The following is a 23,733-nucleotide window of genomic DNA, read 5'->3' as shown; positions in this document are numbered from 1 at the left end:
GTCTCAGCCCTTCTTCTGGTTGGTCAGGGCGCGCTTGATACGCCCGGCAGCCCGGCGCCACAGCGGGCGCGGCGCGGCGGCCTTCTTCTTGGGGGCGCTCGGAGCGGCCTTCTTCGTGGCGGACGGCGTGTGCCGGTCGATCACCTTGGCGGCGCCGTCGGCGTCCACCACGACGTCCACGGGGAGCCGGGTCCACTTGCGCTCACCGCGGGCCGCGGAGGGCACGCCGACCCGGACCGCCCAGCGCATGCCGGTGAGCTTCTCCAGCGGCAGCGTGGCGGTGGCGATACGGCCGTCCAGGGTGGCGTCGGCCGGGTACTTGCCGACGTTCTTGCGCTCGAAGCGCAGCTGGACGGTGTCCCCGCCGGTCGCGGCGATGTGCAGCGGCAGGGGCAGCCGTACGGCGGAACCCTCGACGGTTCCCTCGGCGGGCGGCATGAAGGCGACCGCCTCGCCCTCCAGCTTGTTGGTGTGCTGGTCGACGTCGAGCGAGAGGTTGCCCGGTCCGTCGGTCCAGTACGGCAGGACGAGCCGCTGGGCCTCGCCGGTGAGGGCGGCCAGGCGGCCGGCCTCGACGTCCTCGCCGCGCACCGCGCCGAGCCGGGTCTCCTTGCTCCAGCCGCAGGACTTGATCCTGAGGTGCAGGTCCCAGATGCCTTTGTCGAGCGGGGCGCCGGAGGCCGCGGTCTCGGGGTCGAGCTCGGCGCGGGCGGAGATCCGCTGGCGGAGGACCCCGTCCCCGGACGCGATCTCGTGCAGCTCGCTCTTCACGGGCAGGTAGAACTGCCGGGCGTCCTCGCGGTGCCGGACCACCAGGTCCACATCGCTCTTGGCGAGCGGGGCGTCCAGCTTGATGCCCTGGTCGTCGAGGGCCTTGACGGCCTCGTCGGACAGCGGCAGACCGAGCAGCCGGCGCTCGCCCTCCTGACGGAAGCTCATCGGCTCGTCGCCGATGTGCAGTTCGGAGTCGAAGCCGACGTGCAGGGTGCCGTCCCGCCACTCCAGCGAGGTGAGCTCGCCGGTGGGCTTGATCTGGGCCTCCCACTCGGCGAGCGTGCGGATGTCCTGGTAGCGGTCGGCGAAGACCAGCCCGGCGACCACCTTCTGGGTGAGGCCGAGACGGGCGACGACACCGGGCCCGAAGCGCTCGGTGACCACCTTGTGGATCTCGGTGTACAGCTCCTCGGCGTAGTCCTCGGGGAGCTTCAGGAGGCGCTGGCCGCGCAGCCGCTCGACCATCTCGTTGCGCAGCCAGCGGCTGAACAGCTTGTCGCGCAGCGCGCCGGGCTCGGTCAGCGACTCGACGACGTCGAGGGCCTCGCGCAGGTTGCCGAAGTAGCCGACCGGGTCGAAGCGCTGGAAGCCGGCGTTGGAGCCGTCGTCACGGGTGATGTGGTAGTAGCACAGGTAGTCGCCGAGCACGGAGACGTTCTTCGCGCGCAGATAGGTCTCCACGACGAAGACGTGGTCCTCAAGGCGGCGGCGACCCTCCTTGAAACGGATCCCGTGCTCGTTGAGGAACTCCCGCCGGAACATCTTGTGCGGGGTGAGGCTGTCGATCAGCGGCGCGTCGGCGACGGTGGCGCGCGGCCGGTTGACCCGGAACAGCTCCTGCGGGACCGGGCGGCCGATGCCCGCCATCTTCCCGACGACCACATCGGCCTCGTTGGCCTTGCCGTAGTCGTACATCCGCTCAAGGGCCTCGTCGCCGAGCCAGTCGTCGTGGTCGACGAACATGACGTACTCGCCCTGGGCGGCCTCGATGCCGGTGTTGCGGGGCCTGCCCGACCAGCCGGAGGACTCCTGGTGGATGACGTGGAAGTGCGGGTGCTCGGCGGCGAGCTGGTCCAGGCGGGCCGGCGTCTCGTCGGTGGACCCGTCGTTGACGAAGAAGACCTCGAACTCGTCCGGGGTCAGGCTCTGCCGGAGCAGGCCCGTGATGCAGTCCTCGACGTACTTGCCGGGGTTGTAGACCGCGATGACGACGCTGACCTTGACCGTCACGCCGTGTTCTCCTTCAGATGGACCCGGTGGATCTCCGGGAAGGCCTCGGTGAGAGCCGCGCGCCAGTCGCGCAGCGGCTCGATGCCGGCCTCGGCGAACCGGCCGTGACCGAGGACGCTGTAGGCGGGACGGGGGGCGGGGCGTACGAACGCGGCGCTGGTGGTGGGGCGGACCCGGTCCGGGTCGGTGCCGAGCAGGCGGAAGATCTCCTGGGTGAAGCCGTGCCAGGTGGTCTCGCCGGAGCTGGTGCCGTGGTAGACGCCGGCCGGGGCGGTGCCGGCCAGGGCGCCGAGGCCCAGCTCGACCAGCAGACCCGCGAGATCGGCGCTCCAGGTGGGCTGGCCACGCTGGTCGTCGACGACGTCCAGGGTGTCCTTGACGCCCTCCAGCTTGATCATCGTCTTGACGAAGTTGGGGCCACCGGTGCCGTACAGCCAGGCGGTGCGCACGACGTACCCACGCTCGGTCCCGAGGACCGCCTTCTCGCCGGCGAGCTTGGTGCGGCCGTAGGCGCTGCGGGGCGCGGTCGGGGCGTCCTCCGCGTACGGCTCCTGAGCGTCCCCGGCGAACACGTAGTCCGTGGAGACGTGCAGCAGGACGGCGCCGGTGCGGGCGCAGGCCTCGGCGAGATTGCGCGGCCCGTCGCCGTTGATGGCGAGCGCCTCGTCCTCACGGGTCTCGGCGTCGTCGACGGCGGTCCAGGCGGCGCAGTTGACGACCACGGCGGGCCGGTGCTCTTCGAGGGCCGCGCTCACGGCGTCGGCGTCGGTGAGGTCCAGCGCCTTGCGGTCGAGGGCGACGAACCGCTCCCCCGACTGGGCCAGCCGGGCCAGGACGTCCTGGCCCAGCATGCCGCCCGCGCCCGTGACCAGCCAGGTGCGGTTGTCGGTCACAGCGCGGCCCGCTCCTTCAGCGGCTCCCACCAGGCGCGGTTGTCGCGGTACCACTGCACGGTCTCGGCGAGGCCCTGCTCGAAGCTCTTGCGGGGCTCGTAGCCGAGCTCCTCGCGGATCTTCGTGCAGTCGACGGAGTAACGGCGGTCGTGGCCCTTGCGGTCCTCGACGTACTCGACGCTGGTCTCCCAGTCGGCGCCGCACGCCTTCAGCAGCAGCCCGGTGAGCTCCTTGTTGGAGAGCTCGGTGCCGCCGCCGATGTTGTAGACCTCGCCGGCGCGTCCCTTGGTGCGCACGAGCTCGATGCCCTGGACGTGGTCGTCGATGTGCAGCCAGTCGCGGACGTTGCCGCCGTCGCCGTACAGCGGGACCTTCTTGCCGTCGAGGAGGTTGGTCACGAAGAGCGGGATGACCTTCTCGGGGAAGTGGTGGTGCCCGTAGTTGTTGGAGCAGCGGGTCACGCGCACGTCCAGGCCGTGGGTGCGGTGGTACGACAGCGCGATCAGGTCGCTGGACGCCTTCGCCGAGGAGTACGGCGAGTTGGGCTCCAGCGGGTGCGTCTCGGGCCAGGAGCCCTCGTCGATCGAGCCGTAGACCTCGTCGGTGGAGATGTGCACGAAGGTCTTGATGCCCGCGCGGTGGGCCGCGTCGATGAGGGTGTGGGTGCCGACCACGTTGGTGCGCACGAACTCGGCGCCCCCGTCGATGGAACGGTCGACGTGCGACTCGGCGGCGAAGTGCACCACCTGGTCGTGCTCGGCCATCAGCTTGCCGACCAGCTCGGGGTCGCAGATGTCGCCCTGCACGAAGGCGAAGCCGGGGTGCTCGCGCACCTCGTCGAGGTTGGCCGGGTTGCCCGCGTAGGTCAGCTTGTCGAGGACGGTGACCGAGACGTCACCGGGCCCCTCGGGGCCGAGCACGGTACGGACGTAGTGCGAGCCGATGAAGCCGGCACCGCCGGTCACCAGAATCCGAGTGGTCATGAAGAGATCTGCACCTTGCTGTGATCACCGAGCACGAGCCGGTGTGCCTTGGGGTTACGGGGCGCGGGCGTGACCTCGACGTCACGTCCGATGAGCGAGGCCTCCACGCGGCGCACGCCGGTCACGGACGAGCCGCGCAGCACGATGGAGTACTCGATTTCGCTGTCCTCGATCCGGCAGTCCTCCGAGACGGACGTGAACGGACCGATGTACGCGTCGTTGACCACCGTGCCGGCACCGATGATGGCAGGACCGACGATCCGGCTGCCACTGACGCTGGCGCCCGCCTCGATGCGGACCCGGCCGATGATCTCGCTGCTCTCGTCGACCGTGCCCTCGTTCACCGGATCGACGGTCTCCAGGACCGACCGGTTGACCTCCAGCATGTCGGTGACGTTGCCGGTGTCCTTCCAGTAGCCGGAGATGGTCGTGGAGCGGACGTCACGCTTCTGGTCGATCAGCCACTGGATCGCATGGGTGATCTCCAGCTCGCCGCGCCAGGACGGCTCGATGGAGCGGACGGCTTCGTGTATGGCCGGGGTGAAGAGGTAGACACCGACGAGTGCCAGGTCGCTCTTGGGCTGCTTCGGCTTCTCCTCCAGGCCCACCACGCGGCCCTCGCCGTCGAGTTCGGCGACACCGAAGGAGGTGGGGTTGGGGACGCGGGTCAGCAGGATCTGCGCCTCGGGCCGCTCGGCGCGGAACTCGTCCACCAGACCGGTGATGCCACCGACGATGAAGTTGTCGCCGAGGTACATGACGAAGTCCTCGTCACCGAGGAACTCCTGCGCGATGAGGACGGCGTGGGCCAGGCCCAGCGGCGCGTCCTGCGGGATGTAGGTGACCTTGATCCCGAACTGGGAGCCGTCACCGACCGCCGCGCGGATCTCGTCCGCGGTGTCGCCGACGACGATGCCGACCTCGCTGATCCCGGCCTCGGCGATCGCCTCCAGTCCGTAGAACAGCACCGGCTTGTTGGCGACCGGCACCAACTGCTTGGCGGAGGTGTGGGTGATCGGGCGGAGGCGGGTGCCCGCTCCCCCGGAGAGCACGAGAGCCTTCACGAAAGTCCCTATTTGTCTAATTTAAGCGTCAATCTCGGCTCACATCATAACCCTGGGGACAGGACCGGGATTCACCGGCCATTCACATGATCGATCACCGGTTGACAACTTTCCGTCGGACGCAATACCCACAGAATCACGAAATCCGCCCCCGGCGAACCAGGAGCGGATTTCGATCTTCAGACGGCTGAAATTGTGCGGTGCCCGTGCGTCAGGACTCGTCGGCCGGGGTCGACACGGACTGCGGCGACTGCTGCTCGGCCGCCACCGTCTTCTTCGACGCCGCCTTCTTCGCGGTCGTCTTCTTGGCGGCGGTCTTCTTCGCGACCGTCTTCTTGGCAACGGTCTTCTTGGTCGCGGCCTTCTTCGCCGTGGCCTTCTTGGCCGTCTTGCGGGCCGTCTTCTTGGCCGGAGCCGCCTCCTCGGCGGCCTCCTGCGCGTCGACCGGCGCCTCGGCCGACGGCACGACCACGACGGCCGCCTCCTCGGACGCGGTGGGCGCGGTGGCCTTGCGGACGGCACGGCGGCGCGGACGGGCCGGGGCGGCGCTCTCGGCGACGGCCTCGGGCTCGGCCGACGCGACCGGCGAGGCCTCCTCGGCCTGTGCCTCGACCACCGGCGCGGCCTCGGCGACCGTCACCACGGCCGACTCGGCACCCGCCGGGGAACCGGCCGGAGCCGACGCCCTGCGGGTGGCCCTGCGACGCGTGCGGCCCTGGGGAGCGGCCTCGTCGGCAGCGGCGGGCTCGCTCGCGGTCGCGGCCTCCACGACGGGGTCCTCCGCGGCAACCGGCTCGGCCTGGGCCTCGGCGGCCGTCTCCGGCTGCACCGGACGCGCGATCTCCGCCTCGGCCGGTACGGCCTGAGCGGTCGGGACCTCGACGTCCTCGGAGACCTGGCTCTCCTGGTCGGCCGGCGCCTCGGCGCCACCCGGCCTCCGCGACCCGCCGCCCCGCGGGGCACCGGCCGGAGCGGACGCCCGGCGGCTCGCCCTGCGACGGCCACGTCCGCGCGTGGCCGCGGCCTCCGCCTCGGCGACGCTGCTGTACAGCTCCTCGTCGGGGGCGAACTCGGTGGGCGCGAGGGCGATCGGCTCGGCCACCTCGGCGGCGAGCTCCGCCTCGGTCTCGACCTCGATGTCCTCCGGCGCCTCCAGGGCGGCCGCGGCCTCGTGGGTGTGCTCGTGCGTGTGCTCGTGCCCGTCGCCGCCGCGCCCGCGCTTCTTGCGCTTGCCGCCGCCACCGGCGGAGGTCGGCTGCTCCATGTGGACGATGACACCGCGGCCGTTGCAGTGGACGCAGGTCTCCGAGAAGGACTCCAGCAGGCCCTGTCCGACCCGCTTGCGGGTCATCTGGACCAGGCCCAGCGAGGTGACCTCGGCGACCTGGTGCTTGGTCCGGTCCCGGCCGAGGCACTCCAGCAGACGCCTGAGCACCAGGTCCCGGTTGGACTCCAGGACCATGTCGATGAAGTCGATGACGATGATGCCGCCGAGGTCACGCAGCCTGAGCTGACGCACGATCTCCTCGGCCGCCTCCAGGTTGTTCCTGGTGACCGTCTCCTCCAGGTTGCCGCCCTGGCCGGTGAACTTGCCGGTGTTGACGTCGACGACGACCATCGCCTCGGTCCGGTCGATCACCAGCGAACCGCCACTGGGCAGCCAGACCTTGCGGTCCAGTGCCTTGGCGAGCTGCTCGTCGATCCGGTACGTGGCGAAGACGTCGACCTCGGAGGTCCACCTCTGGAGCCGGTCGGCGAGGTCGGGCGCGACGTGCGAGACGTATCCGTGGATGGTCTGCCAGCCCTCGTCACCGCTCACGACGACCTTGGAGAAGTCCTCGTTGAAGATGTCGCGGACGACCCGGACGGTCATGTCCGGCTCGCCGTAGAGCAGCGTGGGGGCGTTGCCGCTCTTGGCCTTCTTCTGGATGTCCTCCCACTGACCCTGCAGCCGCTCGACATCGCGGCGCAGCTCGTCCTCGCTCGCGCCCTCGGCGGCGGTGCGCACGATGACGCCCGCGTCCTCGGGGACGATCCTCTTGAGGATGGTCTTCAGCCGCGCGCGCTCGGTGTCGGGCAGCTTGCGGCTGATGCCGGTCATGGAGCCCTCGGGGACGTACACCAGGTAGCGGCCCGGGAGGGAGACCTGGCTGGTCAGACGCGCGCCCTTGTGCCCGATCGGGTCCTTCGTCACCTGGACGAGCACGGGCTGGCCGGACTTGAGCGCGGACTCGATGCGGCGCGGCCCGTTGGCCATGCCGAGCGCCTCGAAGTTGACCTCACCGGCGTACAGCACCGCGTTGCGGCCCTTGCCGATGTCGATGAAGGCGGCCTCCATCGACGGCAGCACGTTCTGGACCTTGCCCAGGTAGACGTTGCCGACGTACGAGGTGGCCTGCTCCTTGTTGACGTAGTGCTCGACGAGCACACCGTCCTCGAGGACGCCGATCTGGGTGCGCTCACCGCTCTGCCGGACGACCATCACGCGCTCGACGGCCTCGCGGCGGGCCAGGAACTCGGCCTCGGTGATGATCGGGACGCGGCGACGCCCCTGCTCGCGGCCCTCACGGCGGCGCTGCTTCTTGGCCTCAAGACGGGTCGAGCCCTTGATGGACTGCACCTCGTCGGACGGCTCGGCCTTCGCGCGCGGCTCGCGCACCTTGACGACGGTCCGCTCGGGGTCGCCGTCACCGGGCTCGGCGTCGGCGGCCGAGTCACCGGCCCGGCGCCTGCGGCGACGGCGGCGACGGCTGCTGGAACTGGAGCCGCCGGACTCGTCCGAACGGGCGTCCTCGTCGTCCTCGTCGTCGTGCTCGGCGTCGTCCTCGTCCTGCGCGGCCCGCCCGGTCTCCTCGGCGGGTTCGTCGGAGTCCTCCGCGTCCTCGTCAGAGGCCTCGGCGGACTCGCCGCGACGACGGCGACGTCCACCGCGCCGACGGCGGCGCCGCGACCCGGGCTCCTCGGTGTCGTCCCCATCGGCGGAGTCCTCGGCGGCCTCGTCCGTCTCCTCTTCCTCCACGACGGTCTCGGCGGCGGTCTCCCGCACCTCGGGCTCGTCACCGGCACCCCGGCGCCGGCGGCGGCGCCGCGACCCGGTCTGCTCCTCGGCGATCTCCTCGACCGGCTCGACGACGGACTCGACGGACTCGTCCGGCTCGCTGTGCCCGGCCACCGCCTCCGCGGCGGCCTCGGCGGCGGCCCGCTGCGGGGTCTGGAACTGCGGCTCGGTGAAGACGGGCGCCTGGAACACGGCGACCGCGGGCCGCGCGGGCCTACGCGACGCCCCGTCCTCCTCCTCGGCACCGGCAGCGGCACCGCGCCGCGCGGGCTCGGAGAACCCGGTGGCGGCCTGGCGGACGGACCGGCGACGGCCACGACGCGGGGCGGCCTCCTCGACGGGGGCCTCCTCGGTGGGGGCCTCAGTGGTGGGGGCCTCAGCGGCGGGTTCCTGCACGGCGGGGACCTCGGCAACCGGCTCGGACGGCGTGGCCTCGACGGCCTCGCCCTCGGGGGCACCGGCAGGCGCGGAGACGCGACGCGTGGCACGGCGGCGGGTACGACGCGGGCTCGCGTCCTCGGCATCGGCGCTCTCGGCGGGCGCTTGCGCGGCCACCGGCTCGACGGTCTCGGCGACCTCGACGGCGGCAGGCGCCGCGGCCACGGGCTCCGCGGCCTCCGGAGCACCGGCGGGCGCGGCGGCGCGGTGCGAGGCACGGCGGCGCGTACGCCCGGCGGGCGCGGCGGTCTCGGCAGCGGGCGCCTCGTCGGCGCTCTCGGCCACGGCAGGCGTCTCGGCGGTCACCACGGGCACCACGGTCCCGGCGGCCTCAGCGGCCGCGGCCTCACCGGCGGGCGCGGACACCCGACGGGTCGCGCGCCGACGGGTACGCCCGGCGGGCGGAGCCGCGTCCTCGACGGCGGGCGCGCTGTCCGCGGCCGCGGTCTCGGCGGGCGCCTCGGCGGCCACCGCAGGCACCACGGTCTCGGCGGCCTCGGCCGCAGCGGGAGCCCCGACGGGGGCGGACGCCCGGCGCGTCGCACGCCGACGCGGACGCCCGGCGGGCGCGGCGGCCTCGGCCGGCTCCTGCGCCTCAGGGCTCTGGGTGTTCTCGACGTTCTCGTCGAGCTTCTCCTCCTCGTCCGTGACGAGGTCCTCCGCCTCCGCGGCCGGTATGGCCGGAGCGACGACCTCCTCGCCGCCCGGGGCGGCGGCGACCGGCGGTCCCGCCGGCCTGGAGGCGGCACGGCGCCGACGACGCGGCGGCAGGGTGTCGCTCGGAGTGTTCTGTTCGGAACCCTCGATGGGTTCGGTCGGTTCGAGCATGCGGGCTTGTCTCCCGTCAGGCTCCCGGGCGCCGCGCCTGGTCCGGCGAAGATGCCGGTGACGTCCGCGGCTCGCGCGATGCGCGGTGCCGCCGTCCGGGGCGCGGGCGCCGCACGGGAGCTCTCTGTGTCCTGTCTCGCCGGTTCCGTACGCCCTTGTTGGGTACGGCCTGGCGAAAGTCTTGTGGTCAGTGCACTGCCCGACCCAGGTGGCTCCCGAGTCCGAGGGCTGCGCTACGACGCCCGTCCTTCGCGGGACCTTCCTTACGCCGGCGCCTTCGCGGCGGCAGTCGGTTCGGCCTGTGAGTGGGCCTCGGCTGCCTCGCGGTCGGGCGCGAGCGGGTCGGTCACCGTGCCGGTCTCTTCATCGAGCAGCCCCTGCGCCAGCCTGGTCACCGCTGCGGGGACCGGCGGCGCCAGGTCGGCCACGGCGCGGAGACCGGACAGGACGTCGTCGGGTCGTACGGCAGGCGTCACGTGCCGAACAACCAGCCGCAGTATCGCACAGGGCTGCTCGGTCGGCCTATCAGCAGGTTCACTGTGCGTTTCAAGTTGTACGACCGCGGGGCGGGCGTCGAAGGTCCTCAGGCCGTTCTTGGTGGTGCGCTGGACCTCGACCGCCTCGGCGGCGTTGAACGCGGCGACCGCGCGCCCGACCTCGGCCGGGTCCACGCCGTCCAGCCTGAGCTCCCACACGGAAGCGGTGAGCCGGTCGGCGAGTCCCGAGGTGCGGGCCTCGACCGCGTCGACGACGTCCAGCCCGGCGGGCAGCGACTCGTCGAGGAGGAGCCGCAGCTTCTCCGGGTCGCGCGCCTGCGTGAGCGCGATCTCCAGGTACTCCGCCTCACTGCCCGTGCCGGTGGGTGCGGCATTGGCGTACGACACCTTCGGATGCGGCGTGAACCCCGCCGAGTACGCCATGGGCACCTCGGCACGGCGCAGCGCACGCTCGAAGGCGCGCTGGAAGTCACGGTGGCTGGTGAACCGGAGGCGGCCGCGCTTGGTGTAGCGCAGTCGGATGCGCTGCACCGCCGGTGCGGGCGGCGGGCCTTCGGGCTGTCGCTTGCCCAGTGTCGCTCAGTCCTTCGTGAGTGCGGTCGTACTGCTACCAAGAGTACGTGTGTCGGCGGCGGTCGGTTCCCGCCGGGCCACCAGCTCACGCTCACGGGTCTCCGCGTCCGCGCCGAAGAGCATCCGCCGGACGTCGGCCCGGGCCTGCCGTACGGACTCCCGGGCGGAGGCGAGCGTGGCCCGGGTGATCCGGCCCACACTGCGCGCGGCCTCGGCGACGGGACGCAGCACCGTGTCCCGGATCGCGTGTCCGACGGGGGTCAGGATCTCGCGGTACACCCAGCGCACCGGCTCGACGAAGACCCACCGGAAGAGGGTGCCGAGGAACCGGCCGACGGCGAGGGAGACGTGCCCCGCGATCCGCCAGGCGTGCCCGAGCGCGTCCCACACCTCCCGACCGACGACGGCGAGGGCTCTTCCCACGGGCGCGAGGATCCAGCGCCACAGGGCGACGGCGGGCAGCACGAGCAGGATCCGGGCGATCCAGTACAGGCCGACACCGACACCGGTGACCACGGCGCTCGCCAGCCACACGAGCCCCCTGGCGCACCAGACGATCGCGCGCCCCACCGGCGTGAAGATCCAGGCGAGCACGGCTCCGACGCCCTTGAGGAGCCACACGATCCCGTGCCCGAGCGGAGTGAACACGCGCGCGTACACCCACGTCAGCCCGGCCACGAGGCCCCGCAGGACCCACGTGATCCCCCGCAGGACTGCCACGATGCCGTGTCCGATCACTGTGAAGATCCAGACGAGGCCTGCGCCAAGGCCCTTGAGGAGCCACACGATGCCGTGCCCGACCGGAGTGAGCACGCGCGCGTACAGCCACGCCAGGCCGGCACCCACTCCCCGCGCGGTCCAGGCGATGCCGTGCCCGACCGGCGTCAGCACATACCGGTACAGCCACACCAGGGGGACGACAAGGAGCACCTTGCCGAGCCAGCCGACCGCCTTGGCGAGCGGCACGACCAGGTATCGCCACAGGGCCACGCAGGGCCAGACGACCAGTGCCCGCCACAGCGGCCGCAGCACGCTGTCCCGCAGGAAGCGCCCCACCACGACGAACGCGTCCCACACGAGCCGCACGGGCACGACCAGCACGAGCACCACGATGCGTACGGGGATGCGAATCGCGACGGTCAGACATCCCTCGGGCGGGGGTGCCTGCGGCGCGGGCTGCTTCTCCAGGTCCATAACGACGTAGACGCCTCAGTTCCCCGTACGGATCCAGTACCGCAGCTTTACGCCGCGCCGGTCCTCGAATTCTCCGTCATTGGCCTCGATCACCTTACGAGACGCGGTGTTGGTGGCGTCACAGGTCACCAGGGCCCGGTCGATGCCGAGTTGACGGCAGACGGGCAGGGCGGCAGCGAGCATGGCGGTGGCGTGTCCCCGTCGCCGGGCGCCGGGGCGGACCACGTACCCGATGTGGCCGCCGAGTTCCAGCAGGTGCGGGGTGAGCCGGTGCCGTATCGAGAGCCTGCCGAGGAAGGTGTCGTCCTCGACGTACCAGAGGTTCGTCATCGGCACCCAGTCCGGCCGGCGCGGCCGCCGCGTCTCCGCGCGCAGCATGTCCACGAAGGCCGCGAAACCCGCGGGCTCCCGCAACACCTCCGCGTGCGGTCCGATCCACCCGCTCTCCAGCACGGCCGGGTCCTGGCCGGCTTCGGTGAACTCGCGTACGGCGTCGAGGTAGGAGGCGTGGAACCGGACGTCGGGCACGGTCAGCTGCGGCATCACCCCATGATGGCGAGACCGCGGCCCGCCCCGGCCACGGATTTGCGCGGGCCCGCGGTGCCGGCCGCCATGAGAGCCCGTGCACTATGTCCCCATGATTACGCTTACGAAGGAAGACGGCCCCGCCGACCTGGACGGCGTGACCCATCTGTCCATAGGGGCCTCCTGGGACCCCACCGCGGGTGCCAGCGGCGGGGTGATCGGCAAGCTCCGCCGCAAGAGCGGCACGGACCTCGACCTGATCGCCGTCGCCATGCACGACGGCGACCCGGTGCGCCTGGCGGGCCTCGACTCGCTCGACCCCATAGGCAACGGCTCCCTGCTCCACAGCGGCGACAACCAGACCGGCCACGGGGACGGCGACGACGAGACGGTCACCGTCGAGTTCGCGAAGCTCCCGCCGCACATCACCTCGATCGTGTTCGTCGCCGCCGCCTACAAGAAGGGCAGCTCCTTCCAGAAGGCCCGCAACATCAGCTTCAAGGTCTACGACGCCTCCGGCGGCAGCTCCCAGCAGGTCGCCGACATCTGGCCGAGCATGCTCACCACGGACAACGGCTGCGCGGTCGCCAAGGCGGTCCGGGTCGGCACCACCTGGAAGCTCGAAGTCATCAACACCACCGGAAAGATCAAGCAGGGCGACGAACTGGCCCTGATGCGCTTCGCCGTGAGCAAGTAGCGGGTGGGAGCAGCGAGATGCCGAGGGGCAGGGCCACGCCATGAGCGGCCCTCCCCCTCACCTCTTGCTCTCCTCACCGATGAATTCCGAAGCTCCAAAGGGTCTGCCCCCGCACAGGAGAAAGCCGCGTACGCACTCTGTGAGGGACCCATGACCGCACACGCACTGCCTCCCGTCGTCGACGCCGCGACGTGGGAGCGCCGGCTCGGGGAACTGCGAGCCCGGGAGAAGGCCGCGACGCGCGAGCTCGACGCCGTCGCCGCCGAACGCCGTCGCCTCCCGATGGTCGAGATGCCCGACTACACACTGGAGGGCGAGGACGGCCCGGTCCGCCTGGCGGACGTCTTCGAGGGCAAGAGCCAGCTGATCGTCTACCACCACATGTGGTTCGCCGGTCAGGAGTGGCAGTGCCCGGGCTGCACCGGCTTCACCTCGCAGTACACCCGCCTGGAGTTCCTGGACAACTACGACGCACGCTTCGTGATCGTCACCCAGGGCCCGATCGAGGAAGCGCTCGCCTACAAGGAGCGGGTCGGCAACAAAATGCCGTGGTACTCCACCGCGAACAGCCCCTTCGGGACCGACGTCGGCGCCCCGCCCGACGGAGGGTTCGCGGTCAACGTCTTCCTGCGCGACGGCGACACCGTCCACCGCACCTGGCACACCAACGGCCGCGGCACCGAACAGCTCAGCCACACCTTCGCCCTGATCGACCTCCTCCCCTACGGCCGCCAGGAGGAATGGCAGGACTCCCCCGAAGGCTGGCCCCAGTCCCCCACCTACAGCCGCTGGGCCACGTCCAAGGACATCGCGGCGCTCTACGTCCCGAACACGGTCGACGGTCGCTGAGCCCGGCCCCGGGCGGGGGCGCCACGCCCTGCTCCCCTCGCCCGGGCGGTCCATACTGATGGCAGGAGTGACGCCGCCCTTCGCGCGAGGAAGGTGAGTGCGCCCATGTGCCGCTGGATCGCCTACTCAGGTACGCCCGTCCTTCTCAGCCACGTCCTGTTCGAGCCTCGCCACAGTCTGATCGACCAGAGCCTGCACTCCCGCATGGGGGTGGAGACCACCAACGGCGACGGCTTCGGCGTCGGCTGGTACGCGCAGGAGCTCACCACACCGGCGGTGCTACGGGACGTGGGCCCCGCCTGGAACAACCGGAACCTGCAGGAAGTCGCTCACCACGTCCGCTCGGGGCTGTTCTTCGCCCACATCAGGGCGACGACCGGAACAGCCGTCCAGCAGACCAACTGCCACCCCTTCCGCAGGGACCGCTGGCTGTGGATGCACAACGGCATGATCAACGAATTCCATCGGCTCAGACGTGACCTGGCCCTGGCCGTCGACCCGGCCCTCTATCCCGAGATGGAGGGCTCCACCGACTCAGAGCTGATGTTCTACCTGTCCCTGACCTTCGGCCTCACCGAGGACCCCCCGGGTGCCGTGGCCCGCATGGCCGGCCTGGTCGAGGAGACAGCACGCAGACACGGCGTCCCCCACCCCCTCCAGATGACCGTCGCCCTCGCCGACGGCGACCGCCTGTGGGCCTTCCGCTACTCCAGCGAGGGCGCGTCGCGGTCCCTCTTCTACAGCACCCGGGTGGACTCCCTGCGCGCCCTCCACCCGGACGCCGCCTTCCTCCGAGACGTCGGGGAAGAGACCCGCCTGGTCGTCTCCGAGCCCCTGGGCGACCTGCCCGGCGCCTGGAACGAAGTCCCCGAGAGCAGCTACGGCATCGTCCAGCCGGGCGAGGACATCCTCCACCCCTTCCAGCCCCAACTCCCTTAGCCGTAGCGTCGGGGCGCCGCCGTTACCTCCCTGCGCCGGCGGCGGCGTCGTATCGGTCATCGGCGTCTACGGCGGCCTGATCGACAAGTTCCCGGCGGGTGCCTGGATGAACAGGTCCCTGACCCTGCGCACCGGACAGTGCCATGCGCAGAAGTACATGAAGCCGCTGCTGAACCTGATCGAGCAGGACAAGGTCGATCCCACCCGGGTCATCACCCACCAGCTGCCCCTGACCAAGGCACCGACGCCATGAAGGCCGCTCGGGTTCACAGCCCAACGATCAGACGACCTGACATGGTGCGACCTTGCCCGGAATGCGATGTTGCCCCCTCCGGTGAATGCTGGAGGAATGAACTCGCACCACCAGCCCGAGCACACGTTCCAGATCGACAACCGGATCGTCACGATGGGTGCCGTACTCACCGCGGCCGGGGCCCTCCTGTCCGGCGCCGGCATGGCCGTTATGGCATTCGCCGCGGTCAAGGCGGGCAAGCGCATGATCCGCAACATGGACGTGCCTCCCTCCCAGCAGGCGGCCTTGAAGTGGCAGCAGGCCAAGGAGGCCTCCCGAGCGGGCATGGATGCCTGGCACTCCGCGTCCGACGTTCAGAACGCTTCCGGCCGGGGTGGCGTCGGAAGCAATCTGTGAGTATTTCGGGTGGCCTGGCCCGGCTCCCGGCTGAGTCGTTCCTGTCGTGGCAGGAAGCTGACCCCCTCCTCAAGCACTGCCCCAAGCCCACATCCGTCCGCAGTCGACTCGCGCCACGGAGCAGCCGTCGCCATCAGGCCGGCGCAGGCACTGCCCACGCCCTCAGTAGCTGGCAGTCCGGTCAAAGCTGGTGACGTTGAGCTTGATGCCCTTCACGCTCTTGAGCGTCGTGAAGAACTCACCCCGCGCCGTCTGGCCGGGTTGCACGTTGGTCTCGAACTCCGAACCGTCCCCCACGCGAGTGCCGTCGGCGTCGACCGCTTCCCAGTCCCAGGAGTAGTCGGACTTCGCGCTGCTGCTGTTCTTGATCGTCCAAACGAGCCAGATGTCGGTGATGCCGGCTTGCGAGCGGTCGTCGAGCTTGAAGCTGACGAGGTCGGCTCGTTCCCCCTCCGGCTCCGCTGTCCGCCCCTGGTGCCTCTTCGCGGTGGGACTCGTACTGGGCGCAGCGGTGGTGCTCTCATCCTTGTCCCCCGACGCGATCACCAGCACCACGATGAGGATGACGACCATCGCGGTCACGGCGCCGGCGCATCCCCAAAGACACCCACGGCCCCGTCGCTTCTTCCGCGGCGGCTCAGGGGGCGAGGTCCACTGCCCGGGAGGGGGAGAAGCCTGGCCCCGACTTCCCCACCGAGGACTGCCCCCAGACGGCTCGCTCGCTGACATGGCGCCTCCTCCGTAGCGGATATCGCCACGCTAGGAAGCCATGGGACACGTCGCGAACCGAGAGCAGCCACTCAGGCGACACCGAGCCGAGTACGGGACTCTCCTCGGCTCGCAACCCCCAGACCCACGCCGCCTCGGAATGGACAACCGCCGACCCTCTGCGCACCAGGTGCCCTCAGGACAGCAGCCGTCTCCTCCTCGCTTCCGTCCCCGAGGGCACCCACAATGCGCCGCAACCCCTCGCTCACGTCAGTAGGAGTGACCACTCGAAGCCGGTGCCGGACCACCATTCCTGACCGTAAGAGGCAGCAGCTTCTTCCCCTTACATGACCTGACCGCGTCCATCAGCACCGCGACCATGCGCTTGCCGGCAGGAAGTGGGGAAGGTCGTCCATCGCTTCGGAAGGTACGAAGATCGGCCGCGTGAACAGGTGATCACCCGCTCGCTGCACATCGATCACGACGCCCAGAGATTCTGAGACAGGGACGCCAGCGGCCATGTAACTGAGCTCCGTACCGGGCTCACGGGCATCGGCTCGGTCAAGCAACCACTGCTCCAAAACCGAGGGCGCGCGGCCGACCAGAGCCGTGTCGTCAGCGAAGACTTGAGGTCCACGCAGAGCATCCACCACGACACCGGCCAATCGTTGCTGCCGGTAGCAGAGCTTCAGGCCGAACTCTTGGTAGGTACCGCCCTCGACGCTGTAAACGGTCTCCTGCGCAGGCCGACTACGCGTGCACCTCTGCGATTCCGCCGTGACGGGGCTCAGAGCCTCCGAGACCTCGTCGGGGCTCATGCCGAAACTCAGCGGGCCCACGCCTATCAACGGATCCAGGGCCCACTGCTGCCGCTCGTCATCCGGCAGCACATCCCACCACTTCAACATGGCCACGAAGAGTAGGGCAGATTACTCGAACCTCTTTGCCCGCAGTCGACAGACCACAGACGCCAGACGCGCCGGACGGGCCGTGGGTAGGGCCTCAGACCCACTCCACCTCGGAATGGACAGCCGTCGAGGCCCTGGGAGGCGGCAGCGGCGTTCTCTGCGTCTCCCGCACGATCCACCTCCGCCCGCTCTCCACACCAAGTGCCCTGAGGACAACAGCCGCCTCTTCCTCGCTGCCGTCCCCGAGGGCACCCGCAGCAACTTCTTCCCGGTCGGGGCACTGGCGCATCGAGAACCAGCTGTACCCCGCGTCATGGCCGCCTGCACAACCTCGCCATCGGCGTCCACCGTCAAGACGGCCACACCAACAGCGCAGCCGCCCTCCGCCGCATCGCCCGAAACCACCCGCGGCCCCTCATTGCCCTCGGCCTGGCATGACGAACCCGGACACAAGATCACTTCTCAAAGACCCTGATGCAGTGTGGCCCACGGACTGTGCCGCTCGGGCACTTCCCGCCATGCCGTACCGGTACAGCTTCCACACGATCCCGTTGAGCACGGTACGTTCGTCCAACCGCTTCCTGCCCCGCAACGACTCGGGCAGCAGCGGCCGGACGAACTCCCACCCGTTTTCCGACAGTTCATGGCGACGTATAACCCGGCCATGAACCGTCACGCAAGATCATTTCGAAGACGCCGCCTAGGCCGCCGCGGCTGCTCGGTACACCTCCAGCATCCGCGAGGACTTCACATTCGAATCAAACCGGGCACCCATGACACTTGCTTTTCGGGACAGTGTGGCCAGCGCTTCCCGATCATCGATGAGTTCCTCGATCTGCTGAACGAACGTGTCCTCGCCCCCATAGCAGCAACCCGGCCCGAAGAGGTCTCCGTACGCTGCAATGTCACGCAGCAGAATCGGCAACCCGACGGCTGCCGCCTCCAAAACGGCCATGGGGCAGTTCTCCTGCGTTGACGGCAAGAAGAACAGGTCGGCCGCGGCAAGTCGCCAGAGAACCTCCAAGCGGTCGACCGGCCCGACAAAGCTCACATTTTCCGGAGCACGGGAAACAAGCGATCGCATTTCATTGCGGCGGTCCGCGAGCGGACCGAAGATCATCCCCCCCACCCAATGGAACCGGGCCTGCGGCAGAGCCCGGGCACATTCCACGAAGGTGGAAATTCCTTTTCTCGGCTGCACTTGCCCGACTCCCATCACGACGAACTCATCCTCCTTGACACCGAGCCGTTCACGGGACTCCACCCGGAGCCCGCTCAGCTTGCGCACGGCGGCGATGTCCACCGAGTTGGGAACGACGTGAATGGGCTTGACCACTCCCATACTCTTGAGCTCGGTCTCCACACTTCCACTTACAGCTACTACCGCATCGGCAGAATTGTAGGACGCGCGCAGGTGCCTCATAAAAGAGGAGTGCCAGTACCGATCGCCACGAAGGCTGCCCCGCAGCGATCCGGCCGTCAGATGAGCGGTAACGACCCGAGCCCGGCCGGACCTCAGAACACTCATAGCATACGGCCCCACCGTGTGCGCGTGGTGAACATCCGCCCGTCGCAAGCTGTTGGCCAGCACGTCGAGCCCTGGCATGCGGCGGAGCATGGCCACATCCTCGACGTACGCAGTGTGCACTCCGTGGCCACCCACGGTGAAAGCGGATTCCGAAAGGACGTTTACCCTCATTTAAGGGACTTTACATCATGGCGAAGTCGGGACAACGGTCCCGTACAGCGCTTGCGCATTTTCGTACGCCTGACTGCTTGCATTCTTGTTCTCTAGACCGGCCTGCACCACCATGTACGTCGCAAAACAGAGGAAAACAATATTGAGCGTGCTCAAATTAAGAATCCATCCTCCCCAGTACTTCCCATCGGAGTACCTGTGGAAGGTTTCACGTCCACTCAGACAGACCAGGATCAGGAACCCAATTCCATTGACCCGCTGCATCAGCTGGACACTCAGTCGATTACGTTCCACCTGCGAGTTGATCTGCGACTCGAGGAGCACCTGCTTCCCCATCACCTGATTAATCTGATACTCCAGGAACTTCTTGTAGCCGGCCCGCTTTTCTACCTCGGTGTAGACCTGGATCAGGTACGCGAAGGCCATGGCGAGCCCATAGGGAGCGAAGACCAGAGCTAACCAGTTCTTTCCGTGGTCGTGGTTGATTCCCCCAATGGTCAATGCCCCGACGGCAATGATCCCAGTGAAGTTGACGAATCGGTCGGCTGTCATCAGGAATTCTCGCATGGCCTTCGTGAGATCAGCCACCTCGGTGAGCATAATCTGGAGAAGCTGGTCGTCACGCGAGCCGCCGACTTCGACATCAACTGCAAAACGATCACTTGCCGATTGCCCGACTACGATTCTACGTGTCATGAGAGTCCCATGAATCTAGTCCGACCACCTTGAAGTAGACGGCAGCCACCCGGGCCGCGTAACGACTCGGGGTGTATTTTTCAACAGCCTGTCTCGCGTTCACTCCGAGGCGATGTCTGATGTCCGGCGCCCGGATTACTCGTACCAATTGTGCACCGAGTGACGACTCCGAGGTAGCGATATACCCGGTGACCGCGTGCCGAACCGCGAGTTCTGGGTCCAGCACAACGGCGGGAACTCCGGCCAGGGCCGCCTCATCGATGACCAAACCCTGGGTTTCCGACATGGCCGGATGCGCCAGGACGGTACAGGATTTGAGTACATGCCCGACCATCTCCCGCGGAAGAGGCCCGGAGAAAGTGACCGCGTGCGAAATCATCAGTGTGTGCGCAAGGCGCTCGTAGTGGGTTCTGTCCCGCCCTCCGCCGATAACATTCAGCCTGGCGCGCGGATACTCGGGCAAGACATGATGCGCCATCACACGCAAGAGCACATCGAGGTTCTTTTCTTTCGAGAGGCGCCCCACAAAGCAGATGACCGCGTCTCCACCATGCAACAGTTTGCGCAAAGATTTCAGGTGCATATTGGACTCGGCGTCGAGTTCCTGAACCGGAATCGGTGCCGTGGGAATCACGCTCACAGACCCACTGGGCATCAACTCGGCGACGCTCGCTGCAGCTTTGGGCGAGGGAGTGATGAGGTAGTCAAAAAGCGTGAGGGTTCCGCACAACATCTGCCGGTAGTACTCGGCCATCCTTCCTCTGCCGGTCAAAGCGATCGCCGTTCGCAGGAGCAGCCGTGCGACGGCGGTCGGCAAGGGACGCGGAGAACTCGCCAGGTACATCAGAGGGATGCAGAGATTCAGGACGGGGTAGGCCTTGCGATAGGCTTCCAAATCGGTGTGCCACGTAAGCACGCACTTTATTTCGAGGCGCCGGCAATGACTGGCCGCGAGCAGACCCAGAGAACCCAGGGTGTGTACGTGGACTACATCGGGCGCGTAATGCTCGATGATTCTTCTCACCACACCGGCCGACGGCCAGCTGAATCTGTAGTCCCCGTGTCCGGTGGAAAATGAGGGGACGAGGTAGGTCCTGTACCCGGCAGGTGGAATAGGCGTACCAGCTCGCGGGGCGATGACGGCCAACTCGTGCCCCAGCTCACGCAATCCAGCAGCCAGCGAGATGACGGACGCGGCGATCCCGTCCCTGTTCGGTGCATAGTTGTCCGAGACAATCAGCACTCGCATGCAATCGCGTCCTCCTTCCGGCCTCGATGGTAGTGCCGAGTGGCAACACCGGTACCTGGAAGCATTGAATCGGCCCGTGCTGCAGGGGCAAGGTCTTTGAGAAGTGATCTTGTGTCCGGGTTCGTCACCCCAGGCTGAGGGCGGTGAGGGGCCGCGGGTGGTTTCGGGCGATGCGGCGGAGGGCGGCTCCGATGTTGGTGTGGCCGTCTTGACGGTGGACGCCGATGGAGAGGTTGCGCAGGCGGCCATGACTACAGGCCCTCCCCAGGATGTCGGCACAGCCGACCAAGCTCTGGCTGTCCCCACAGCCAGTGGTAACCAATCGACTTAACCAGCAATCGCTGCTACAACCATCAACTTGCTGAAGGCAACTTGCAGCGGCTGTGCCGACAGGTCGGGACACGGTTGCGCCCCCTTCGTAAGGAAGGGGGCGCTCATGGTCGTCACCTAGCCTGTGCGCGGCTGACGAGCCTCAGATCCACTCCCCTTCAGAGCGGATGCTCGACGACTTCCCAGCACCGGCAGGGCGTGCGAGGGCTCTGCTGCGGCGCTGCCCACGGCTCGAAGCTCAGATCCCGACAGCGGCCGACGCAGCCGCCGTCTCGTCCTCGCCGCCGTCCCTCAGGTCACCCACAATGCGCCGCAACGCCTCGCTCACCTCAGTGCGAGTGACCGCTCGAAGCCGGTGTCGGCCCCGCGTTCTTGACCGTCAGAGGCAACAGCTTCTTCCCGGTCGGTCCGATCTGGATCTGCGTGTCCATCTGCGGACACATCCCGTCGTCGAAGCCATGGCCACGTGTCGTCAGGCATGACATCCAACACGGGTCTATGAACAGTCCCTTGCCTGCTTGCACTACCGACCGGAACCGCTCACCGGGGTCTTTGCCATCGGGGAGTCCTGCCCGCCTCCATCAAGGCGGAATGGTGGGTACTCATCGGTCATCAGTGCGGCATAGGCCAACACCCGTGCGGCCCAGCGGGCCAGGCCCAGCAGGAAGTCGAAGAGTTGAACCGGGTAACGGGCGGTGACCGCCAGGATGATCACGGCCACCAGGGAGAGGAAGGGAATCAGGCCCACGCCACGCCAACTGTCCGCTTCTCCCGAGCCCCAGCCACCGACGAACATCCCGACGACGATGTACTGCGGGATCGCCAGCAGCCACCACTTCACCAGGACCAGGCCGCGGGAGAGACGCTCGGGATAGGCGACGTCGAAATGCGCTGGGTAGTCGGGCACATCCGCGAGGGTGAACGGGGGGTACCGGTCGGTGCCGAGCGCGGTGTGGGCGTAATAGCTGACACGCCAATTCCAGCGCATTACGCCGACATTGAAGTCGAAGAGGGACCGAGGGTAGCGGCCGGTGAACAGGATGGCGAAGAACGCGACGACGGTCACGAAGACGAACGCAATCCACAAGAAGAACAGCACGATGTAGTGCGGGACAGCGAGGAGCCACTTCACCAGCCACAGCCATCTGGACAGTCGAGGGTCGAGAAACGCTTCGATACGCACAGATGACGCGGTGACAGGAATCATGTGGCCAACTCCTTTCGAGCGTCCCCGCCCGGCGGCCCCCCGCCCCTACCCTCACGCCAACGGGCAGGTTCCAGGGCGGTCGCCTGATCATGAATTCAGGCTCGCACGCGAGGTGGAAGGCCGCGAGTCGGGCGGGTCCGTTTGCCCGGGAAAGGACTCAGCCTTCCGCACGGCCGCTCGTCGCTCGCTCTCCGCACCGAGTGCCCCAGGACAGCAGCCGTCGCCTCCTCGCTGCCGTCCCGAGGACATCCACAATGCGCCGCACCGCCTCACTCACGTCAGTGCGAGTGACCACTCGAACCAGGTGCCGGACCCGCGTTCTTGACCGTCAGAGGCAACAGCTTCTTCCCGGTCGGTCCGATCTGGATCTGCGTGTCCATCTGCGGCCACGTTAGAACACTCATCCGCTCGCGGCCGTCGTCCCGGGATGGGGCGTGGCATACAACTCAGCGAGGATCGTGATCGACGTGCGGACCATTCCGATGGCGAGGGGCGGGGTCAGCACGGCATGGGTGAGATCCCCGTGCGCATACCTGTTCCGGATCGGCCGTCCGCAGCTATCGAGGAGGTCGTACTGCTCCTCAGTGAGGAGTCCGTCAGCGCGGGCCTTCCTGAGGAGAATGGCTAGGGTGCCCTCGCCGTAGCGGTCGGTTAGCGCAGTCTCGATGGCGATGACTGAGGTCGCTGCGCCGATCATCATGAACTCGTAGCGGTAGTAGCTCATGCGGATCAATTCGCGTGCCGTGGTCAGGACGCTTTCCGCAGACTGGGGGAGACCAGACGGGATTACGAGGTCACGAACCAGGTCGTGCATGTCAGCGAACTGGCTGGCCCAGTGACGTAATCGCTCGTCGGGTACGGGCCACGGCAGCTCGGAGGTGTAGCTCATGCCTCGGATTCTGGCAGCACGCACCCGTAATAACAGTCGAATAAACGGCCGCGCAGTCTGAAATGGCTGCGCTGCCCCCGGGAACGCCACGTCTGGGCCAGGCTTGGCTATGAGGAGTCGGCGTAGGCGAGGTGGGTGCCGCAGACGGTGCAGCGGAAGAGCATGGCGCTTGCGCCCTGCCCCAGGTGAGTCAGGAAACTCTCCAGCTGCGATGCGTCGTGCCACCCGCCCATCCGCAGGTCGGTCCGAAGCTGGTCGAGTGCCTCAGGGTGGGCGGCGAGTTCGGCGTGTCCGACCTCCCCGACGAAGGCAGCCGCGTCTTCACAGTGGACGAGCCAATGCGGGTCCTGCCAGGCATGGAATCCAGGAGTGCGGCGGGTGACATGCTCCAGGATCTCCCCGCTGACCCCGGCGAGCCCGTACGAGTCGGTGAACTCGCCCTCAAATCGTGCAGCGGCACTGCCGTCGGCGATGCACCAGGGACAGAACTGCCCGTCGACGTCCTGGGCCGTGTAGAAGCTCGCGGTGTAGATCCACCCGGTACTGCGCTCGCAACAGACGCAGGTCTCGGTGCCCTCGCGGATGGAACCGCTCGCAACAGGATCAGGGTGATAGCGGAATACGGGCAGGGCAGCGCTCATCAGCGAGCCTTCCTGTGCCGGAAAGGTGACCGTGTTGACGCGGGTGGCCTGAGCGTGGGTGGGCCCGCCTGTGAATCTCAGACCCACTCCACCTCAGAAACGATGCCCATCGAAGCCCCCGGGCCCGGCAGAGGCGTCCGGAAGAGCGTCGGCGGCGCCGACGGACGAGGCAATGAGACGCCGACCGCGGACAGTGCAGCCGTCACCTCGTCATC

General features: G+C 68.3%; 21 protein-coding genes. 5 read left to right on the top strand and 16 right to left on the bottom strand.

Features of this window, described 5'->3' with window-relative positions; genetic code table 11:
- Window positions 1-3 precede the first annotated feature (3 nt).
- From RKD20_RS29245 to RKD20_RS29210, 8 genes are all read right to left on the bottom strand, one after another.
- Window positions 4-2,004 carry a glycosyltransferase family 2 protein gene (locus tag RKD20_RS29245; protein WP_424880307.1) on the bottom strand — a complete coding sequence of 667 codons (2,001 nt, stop codon included), beginning with the start codon at window positions 2,002-2,004 and terminating at the stop codon, window positions 4-6.
- Complete coding sequence (rfbD, locus tag RKD20_RS29240) at window positions 2,001-2,897, bottom strand: dTDP-4-dehydrorhamnose reductase (RefSeq protein ID WP_424880306.1); 897 nt, start codon at window positions 2,895-2,897, stop codon at window positions 2,001-2,003. Before rfbD ends, RKD20_RS29245 begins: the two co-directional genes overlap by 4 nt.
- Window positions 2,894-3,880, bottom strand: coding sequence for a dTDP-glucose 4,6-dehydratase (gene rfbB, locus RKD20_RS29235; protein ID WP_020116357.1), 987 nt, complete (start codon window positions 3,878-3,880; stop codon window positions 2,894-2,896). The genes rfbD and rfbB overlap by 4 nt, the downstream gene beginning before the upstream one ends.
- The gene (locus RKD20_RS29230; RefSeq protein ID WP_351993280.1) at window positions 3,877-4,944 is read right to left on the bottom strand and encodes a glucose-1-phosphate thymidylyltransferase; all 1,068 of its coding nucleotides are present in this window, start codon (window positions 4,942-4,944) and stop codon (window positions 3,877-3,879) included. Before RKD20_RS29230 ends, rfbB begins: the two co-directional genes overlap by 4 nt.
- Window positions 4,945-5,155: 211 nt before the next feature.
- Window positions 5,156-9,268, bottom strand: a complete 4,113-nt coding sequence (locus tag RKD20_RS29225) for an Rne/Rng family ribonuclease (RefSeq protein WP_424880305.1) — start codon at window positions 9,266-9,268, stop codon at window positions 5,156-5,158.
- Between the two features lie 263 nt (window positions 9,269-9,531).
- Entirely contained in the window at window positions 9,532-10,296 is a 765-nt protein-coding gene (locus tag RKD20_RS29220; protein WP_424880304.1) for a TIGR03936 family radical SAM-associated protein, read from the bottom strand.
- A 48-nt stretch (window positions 10,297-10,344) separates the two neighbouring features.
- Complete coding sequence (locus RKD20_RS29215; RefSeq protein WP_424880303.1) at window positions 10,345-11,532, bottom strand: hypothetical protein; 1,188 nt, start codon at window positions 11,530-11,532, stop codon at window positions 10,345-10,347.
- Between the two features lie 15 nt (window positions 11,533-11,547).
- Window positions 11,548-12,075, bottom strand: a complete 528-nt coding sequence (locus RKD20_RS29210; RefSeq protein ID WP_424880302.1) for a GNAT family N-acetyltransferase — start codon at window positions 12,073-12,075, stop codon at window positions 11,548-11,550.
- A 94-nt stretch (window positions 12,076-12,169) separates the two neighbouring features.
- Between RKD20_RS29210 and RKD20_RS29205 the strand changes: the two genes are divergently transcribed.
- The 5 genes from RKD20_RS29205 to RKD20_RS29185 all read left to right on the top strand — a co-directional run bounded on the left by RKD20_RS29205 (window position 12,170) and on the right by RKD20_RS29185 (window position 15,191).
- Window positions 12,170-12,754, top strand: a complete 585-nt coding sequence (locus RKD20_RS29205) for a TerD family protein (RefSeq protein ID WP_424880301.1) — start codon at window positions 12,170-12,172, stop codon at window positions 12,752-12,754.
- 150 nt (window positions 12,755-12,904) lie between these two features.
- The gene (locus RKD20_RS29200) at window positions 12,905-13,603 is read left to right on the top strand and encodes a DUF899 domain-containing protein (RefSeq protein WP_424880300.1); all 699 of its coding nucleotides are present in this window, start codon (window positions 12,905-12,907) and stop codon (window positions 13,601-13,603) included.
- A 105-nt stretch (window positions 13,604-13,708) separates the two neighbouring features.
- On the top strand, window positions 13,709-14,542 hold the full coding sequence (locus RKD20_RS29195; RefSeq protein WP_424880299.1) for a class II glutamine amidotransferase: 834 nt from the start codon (window positions 13,709-13,711) through the stop codon (window positions 14,540-14,542).
- Between the two features lie 106 nt (window positions 14,543-14,648).
- Entirely contained in the window at window positions 14,649-14,795 is a 147-nt protein-coding gene (locus RKD20_RS29190; protein WP_424880298.1) for a hypothetical protein, read from the top strand.
- Between the two features lie 96 nt (window positions 14,796-14,891).
- Window positions 14,892-15,191, top strand: a complete 300-nt coding sequence (locus tag RKD20_RS29185) for a hypothetical protein (protein WP_424880297.1) — start codon at window positions 14,892-14,894, stop codon at window positions 15,189-15,191.
- Window positions 15,192-15,353: 162 nt separating this feature from the next.
- Here the strand turns inward: RKD20_RS29185 and RKD20_RS29180 are convergent, their stop codons facing one another.
- From RKD20_RS29180 to RKD20_RS29145, 8 genes are all read right to left on the bottom strand, one after another.
- Complete coding sequence (locus tag RKD20_RS29180) at window positions 15,354-15,764, bottom strand: hypothetical protein (RefSeq protein WP_424883351.1); 411 nt, start codon at window positions 15,762-15,764, stop codon at window positions 15,354-15,356.
- 500 nt (window positions 15,765-16,264) lie between these two features.
- Window positions 16,265-16,813, bottom strand: coding sequence for a hypothetical protein (locus RKD20_RS29175; protein ID WP_424880296.1), 549 nt, complete (start codon window positions 16,811-16,813; stop codon window positions 16,265-16,267).
- A gap of 694 nt (window positions 16,814-17,507) precedes the next feature.
- Window positions 17,508-18,425, bottom strand: coding sequence for a glycosyltransferase family 4 protein (locus RKD20_RS29170; RefSeq protein WP_424880295.1), 918 nt, complete (start codon window positions 18,423-18,425; stop codon window positions 17,508-17,510).
- A 96-nt stretch (window positions 18,426-18,521) separates the two neighbouring features.
- On the bottom strand, window positions 18,522-19,202 hold the full coding sequence (locus RKD20_RS29165; protein WP_424880294.1) for a hypothetical protein: 681 nt from the start codon (window positions 19,200-19,202) through the stop codon (window positions 18,522-18,524).
- Window positions 19,192-20,451 (bottom strand): glycosyltransferase, encoded by a 1,260-nt coding sequence (locus RKD20_RS29160; protein ID WP_424880293.1) that lies wholly within the window; start codon window positions 20,449-20,451, stop codon window positions 19,192-19,194. The genes RKD20_RS29165 and RKD20_RS29160 overlap by 11 nt, the downstream gene beginning before the upstream one ends.
- An 853-nt stretch (window positions 20,452-21,304) precedes the next feature.
- Window positions 21,305-21,988 (bottom strand): DUF4389 domain-containing protein, encoded by a 684-nt coding sequence (locus RKD20_RS29155; RefSeq protein WP_424880292.1) that lies wholly within the window; start codon window positions 21,986-21,988, stop codon window positions 21,305-21,307.
- 400 nt (window positions 21,989-22,388) lie between these two features.
- On the bottom strand, window positions 22,389-22,877 hold the full coding sequence (locus RKD20_RS29150) for a hypothetical protein (protein ID WP_424880291.1): 489 nt from the start codon (window positions 22,875-22,877) through the stop codon (window positions 22,389-22,391).
- Between the two features lie 107 nt (window positions 22,878-22,984).
- Entirely contained in the window at window positions 22,985-23,518 is a 534-nt protein-coding gene (locus tag RKD20_RS29145) for a CbrC family protein (protein ID WP_424880290.1), read from the bottom strand.
- Between the last annotated feature and the right edge of the window lie 215 nt (window positions 23,519-23,733).

It is taken from the genome of Streptomyces sp. SLBN-8D4, from assembly GCF_049739545.1.
GTDB classification, from domain to species: Bacteria; Actinomycetota; Actinomycetes; order Streptomycetales; family Streptomycetaceae; genus Streptomyces; species Streptomyces canus_C.
Note: the sequence above shows the minus strand (reverse complement) of the source record. Positions and strands in the feature narration are given on the sequence as shown.

What these genes read in the sequence shown, in the direction of transcription:
- RKD20_RS29150 (WP_424880291.1), bottom strand. Translation starts at nt 22,877, where the DNA reads ATGAGCTACACCTCCGAGCTGCCGTGGCCCGTACCCGACGAGCGATTA.
- RKD20_RS29200 (WP_424880300.1), top strand. Translation starts at nt 12,905, where the DNA reads ATGACCGCACACGCACTGCCTCCCGTCGTCGACGCCGCGACGTGGGAG.
- RKD20_RS29190 (WP_424880298.1), top strand. Translation starts at nt 14,649, where the DNA reads ATGAACAGGTCCCTGACCCTGCGCACCGGACAGTGCCATGCGCAGAAG.
- RKD20_RS29185 (WP_424880297.1), top strand. Translation starts at nt 14,892, where the DNA reads ATGAACTCGCACCACCAGCCCGAGCACACGTTCCAGATCGACAACCGG.
- RKD20_RS29215 (WP_424880303.1), bottom strand. Translation starts at nt 11,532, where the DNA reads ATGGACCTGGAGAAGCAGCCCGCGCCGCAGGCACCCCCGCCCGAGGGA.
- RKD20_RS29165 (WP_424880294.1), bottom strand. Translation starts at nt 19,202, where the DNA reads ATGACACGTAGAATCGTAGTCGGGCAATCGGCAAGTGATCGTTTTGCA.
- RKD20_RS29170 (WP_424880295.1), bottom strand. Translation starts at nt 18,425, where the DNA reads ATGCTCCGCCGCATGCCAGGGCTCGACGTGCTGGCCAACAGCTTGCGA.
- RKD20_RS29205 (WP_424880301.1), top strand. Translation starts at nt 12,170, where the DNA reads ATGATTACGCTTACGAAGGAAGACGGCCCCGCCGACCTGGACGGCGTG.
- RKD20_RS29210 (WP_424880302.1), bottom strand. Translation starts at nt 12,075, where the DNA reads ATGCCGCAGCTGACCGTGCCCGACGTCCGGTTCCACGCCTCCTACCTC.
- RKD20_RS29155 (WP_424880292.1), bottom strand. Translation starts at nt 21,988, where the DNA reads ATGATTCCTGTCACCGCGTCATCTGTGCGTATCGAAGCGTTTCTCGAC.
- rfbB (WP_020116357.1), bottom strand. Translation starts at nt 3,880, where the DNA reads ATGACCACTCGGATTCTGGTGACCGGCGGTGCCGGCTTCATCGGCTCG.
- RKD20_RS29160 (WP_424880293.1), bottom strand. Translation starts at nt 20,451, where the DNA reads ATGCGAGTGCTGATTGTCTCGGACAACTATGCACCGAACAGGGACGGG.
- RKD20_RS29195 (WP_424880299.1), top strand. Translation starts at nt 13,709, where the DNA reads ATGTGCCGCTGGATCGCCTACTCAGGTACGCCCGTCCTTCTCAGCCAC.
- RKD20_RS29145 (WP_424880290.1), bottom strand. Translation starts at nt 23,518, where the DNA reads ATGAGCGCTGCCCTGCCCGTATTCCGCTATCACCCTGATCCTGTTGCG.
- RKD20_RS29225 (WP_424880305.1), bottom strand. Translation starts at nt 9,268, where the DNA reads ATGCTCGAACCGACCGAACCCATCGAGGGTTCCGAACAGAACACTCCG.
- RKD20_RS29180 (WP_424883351.1), bottom strand. Translation starts at nt 15,764, where the DNA reads ATGGTCGTCATCCTCATCGTGGTGCTGGTGATCGCGTCGGGGGACAAG.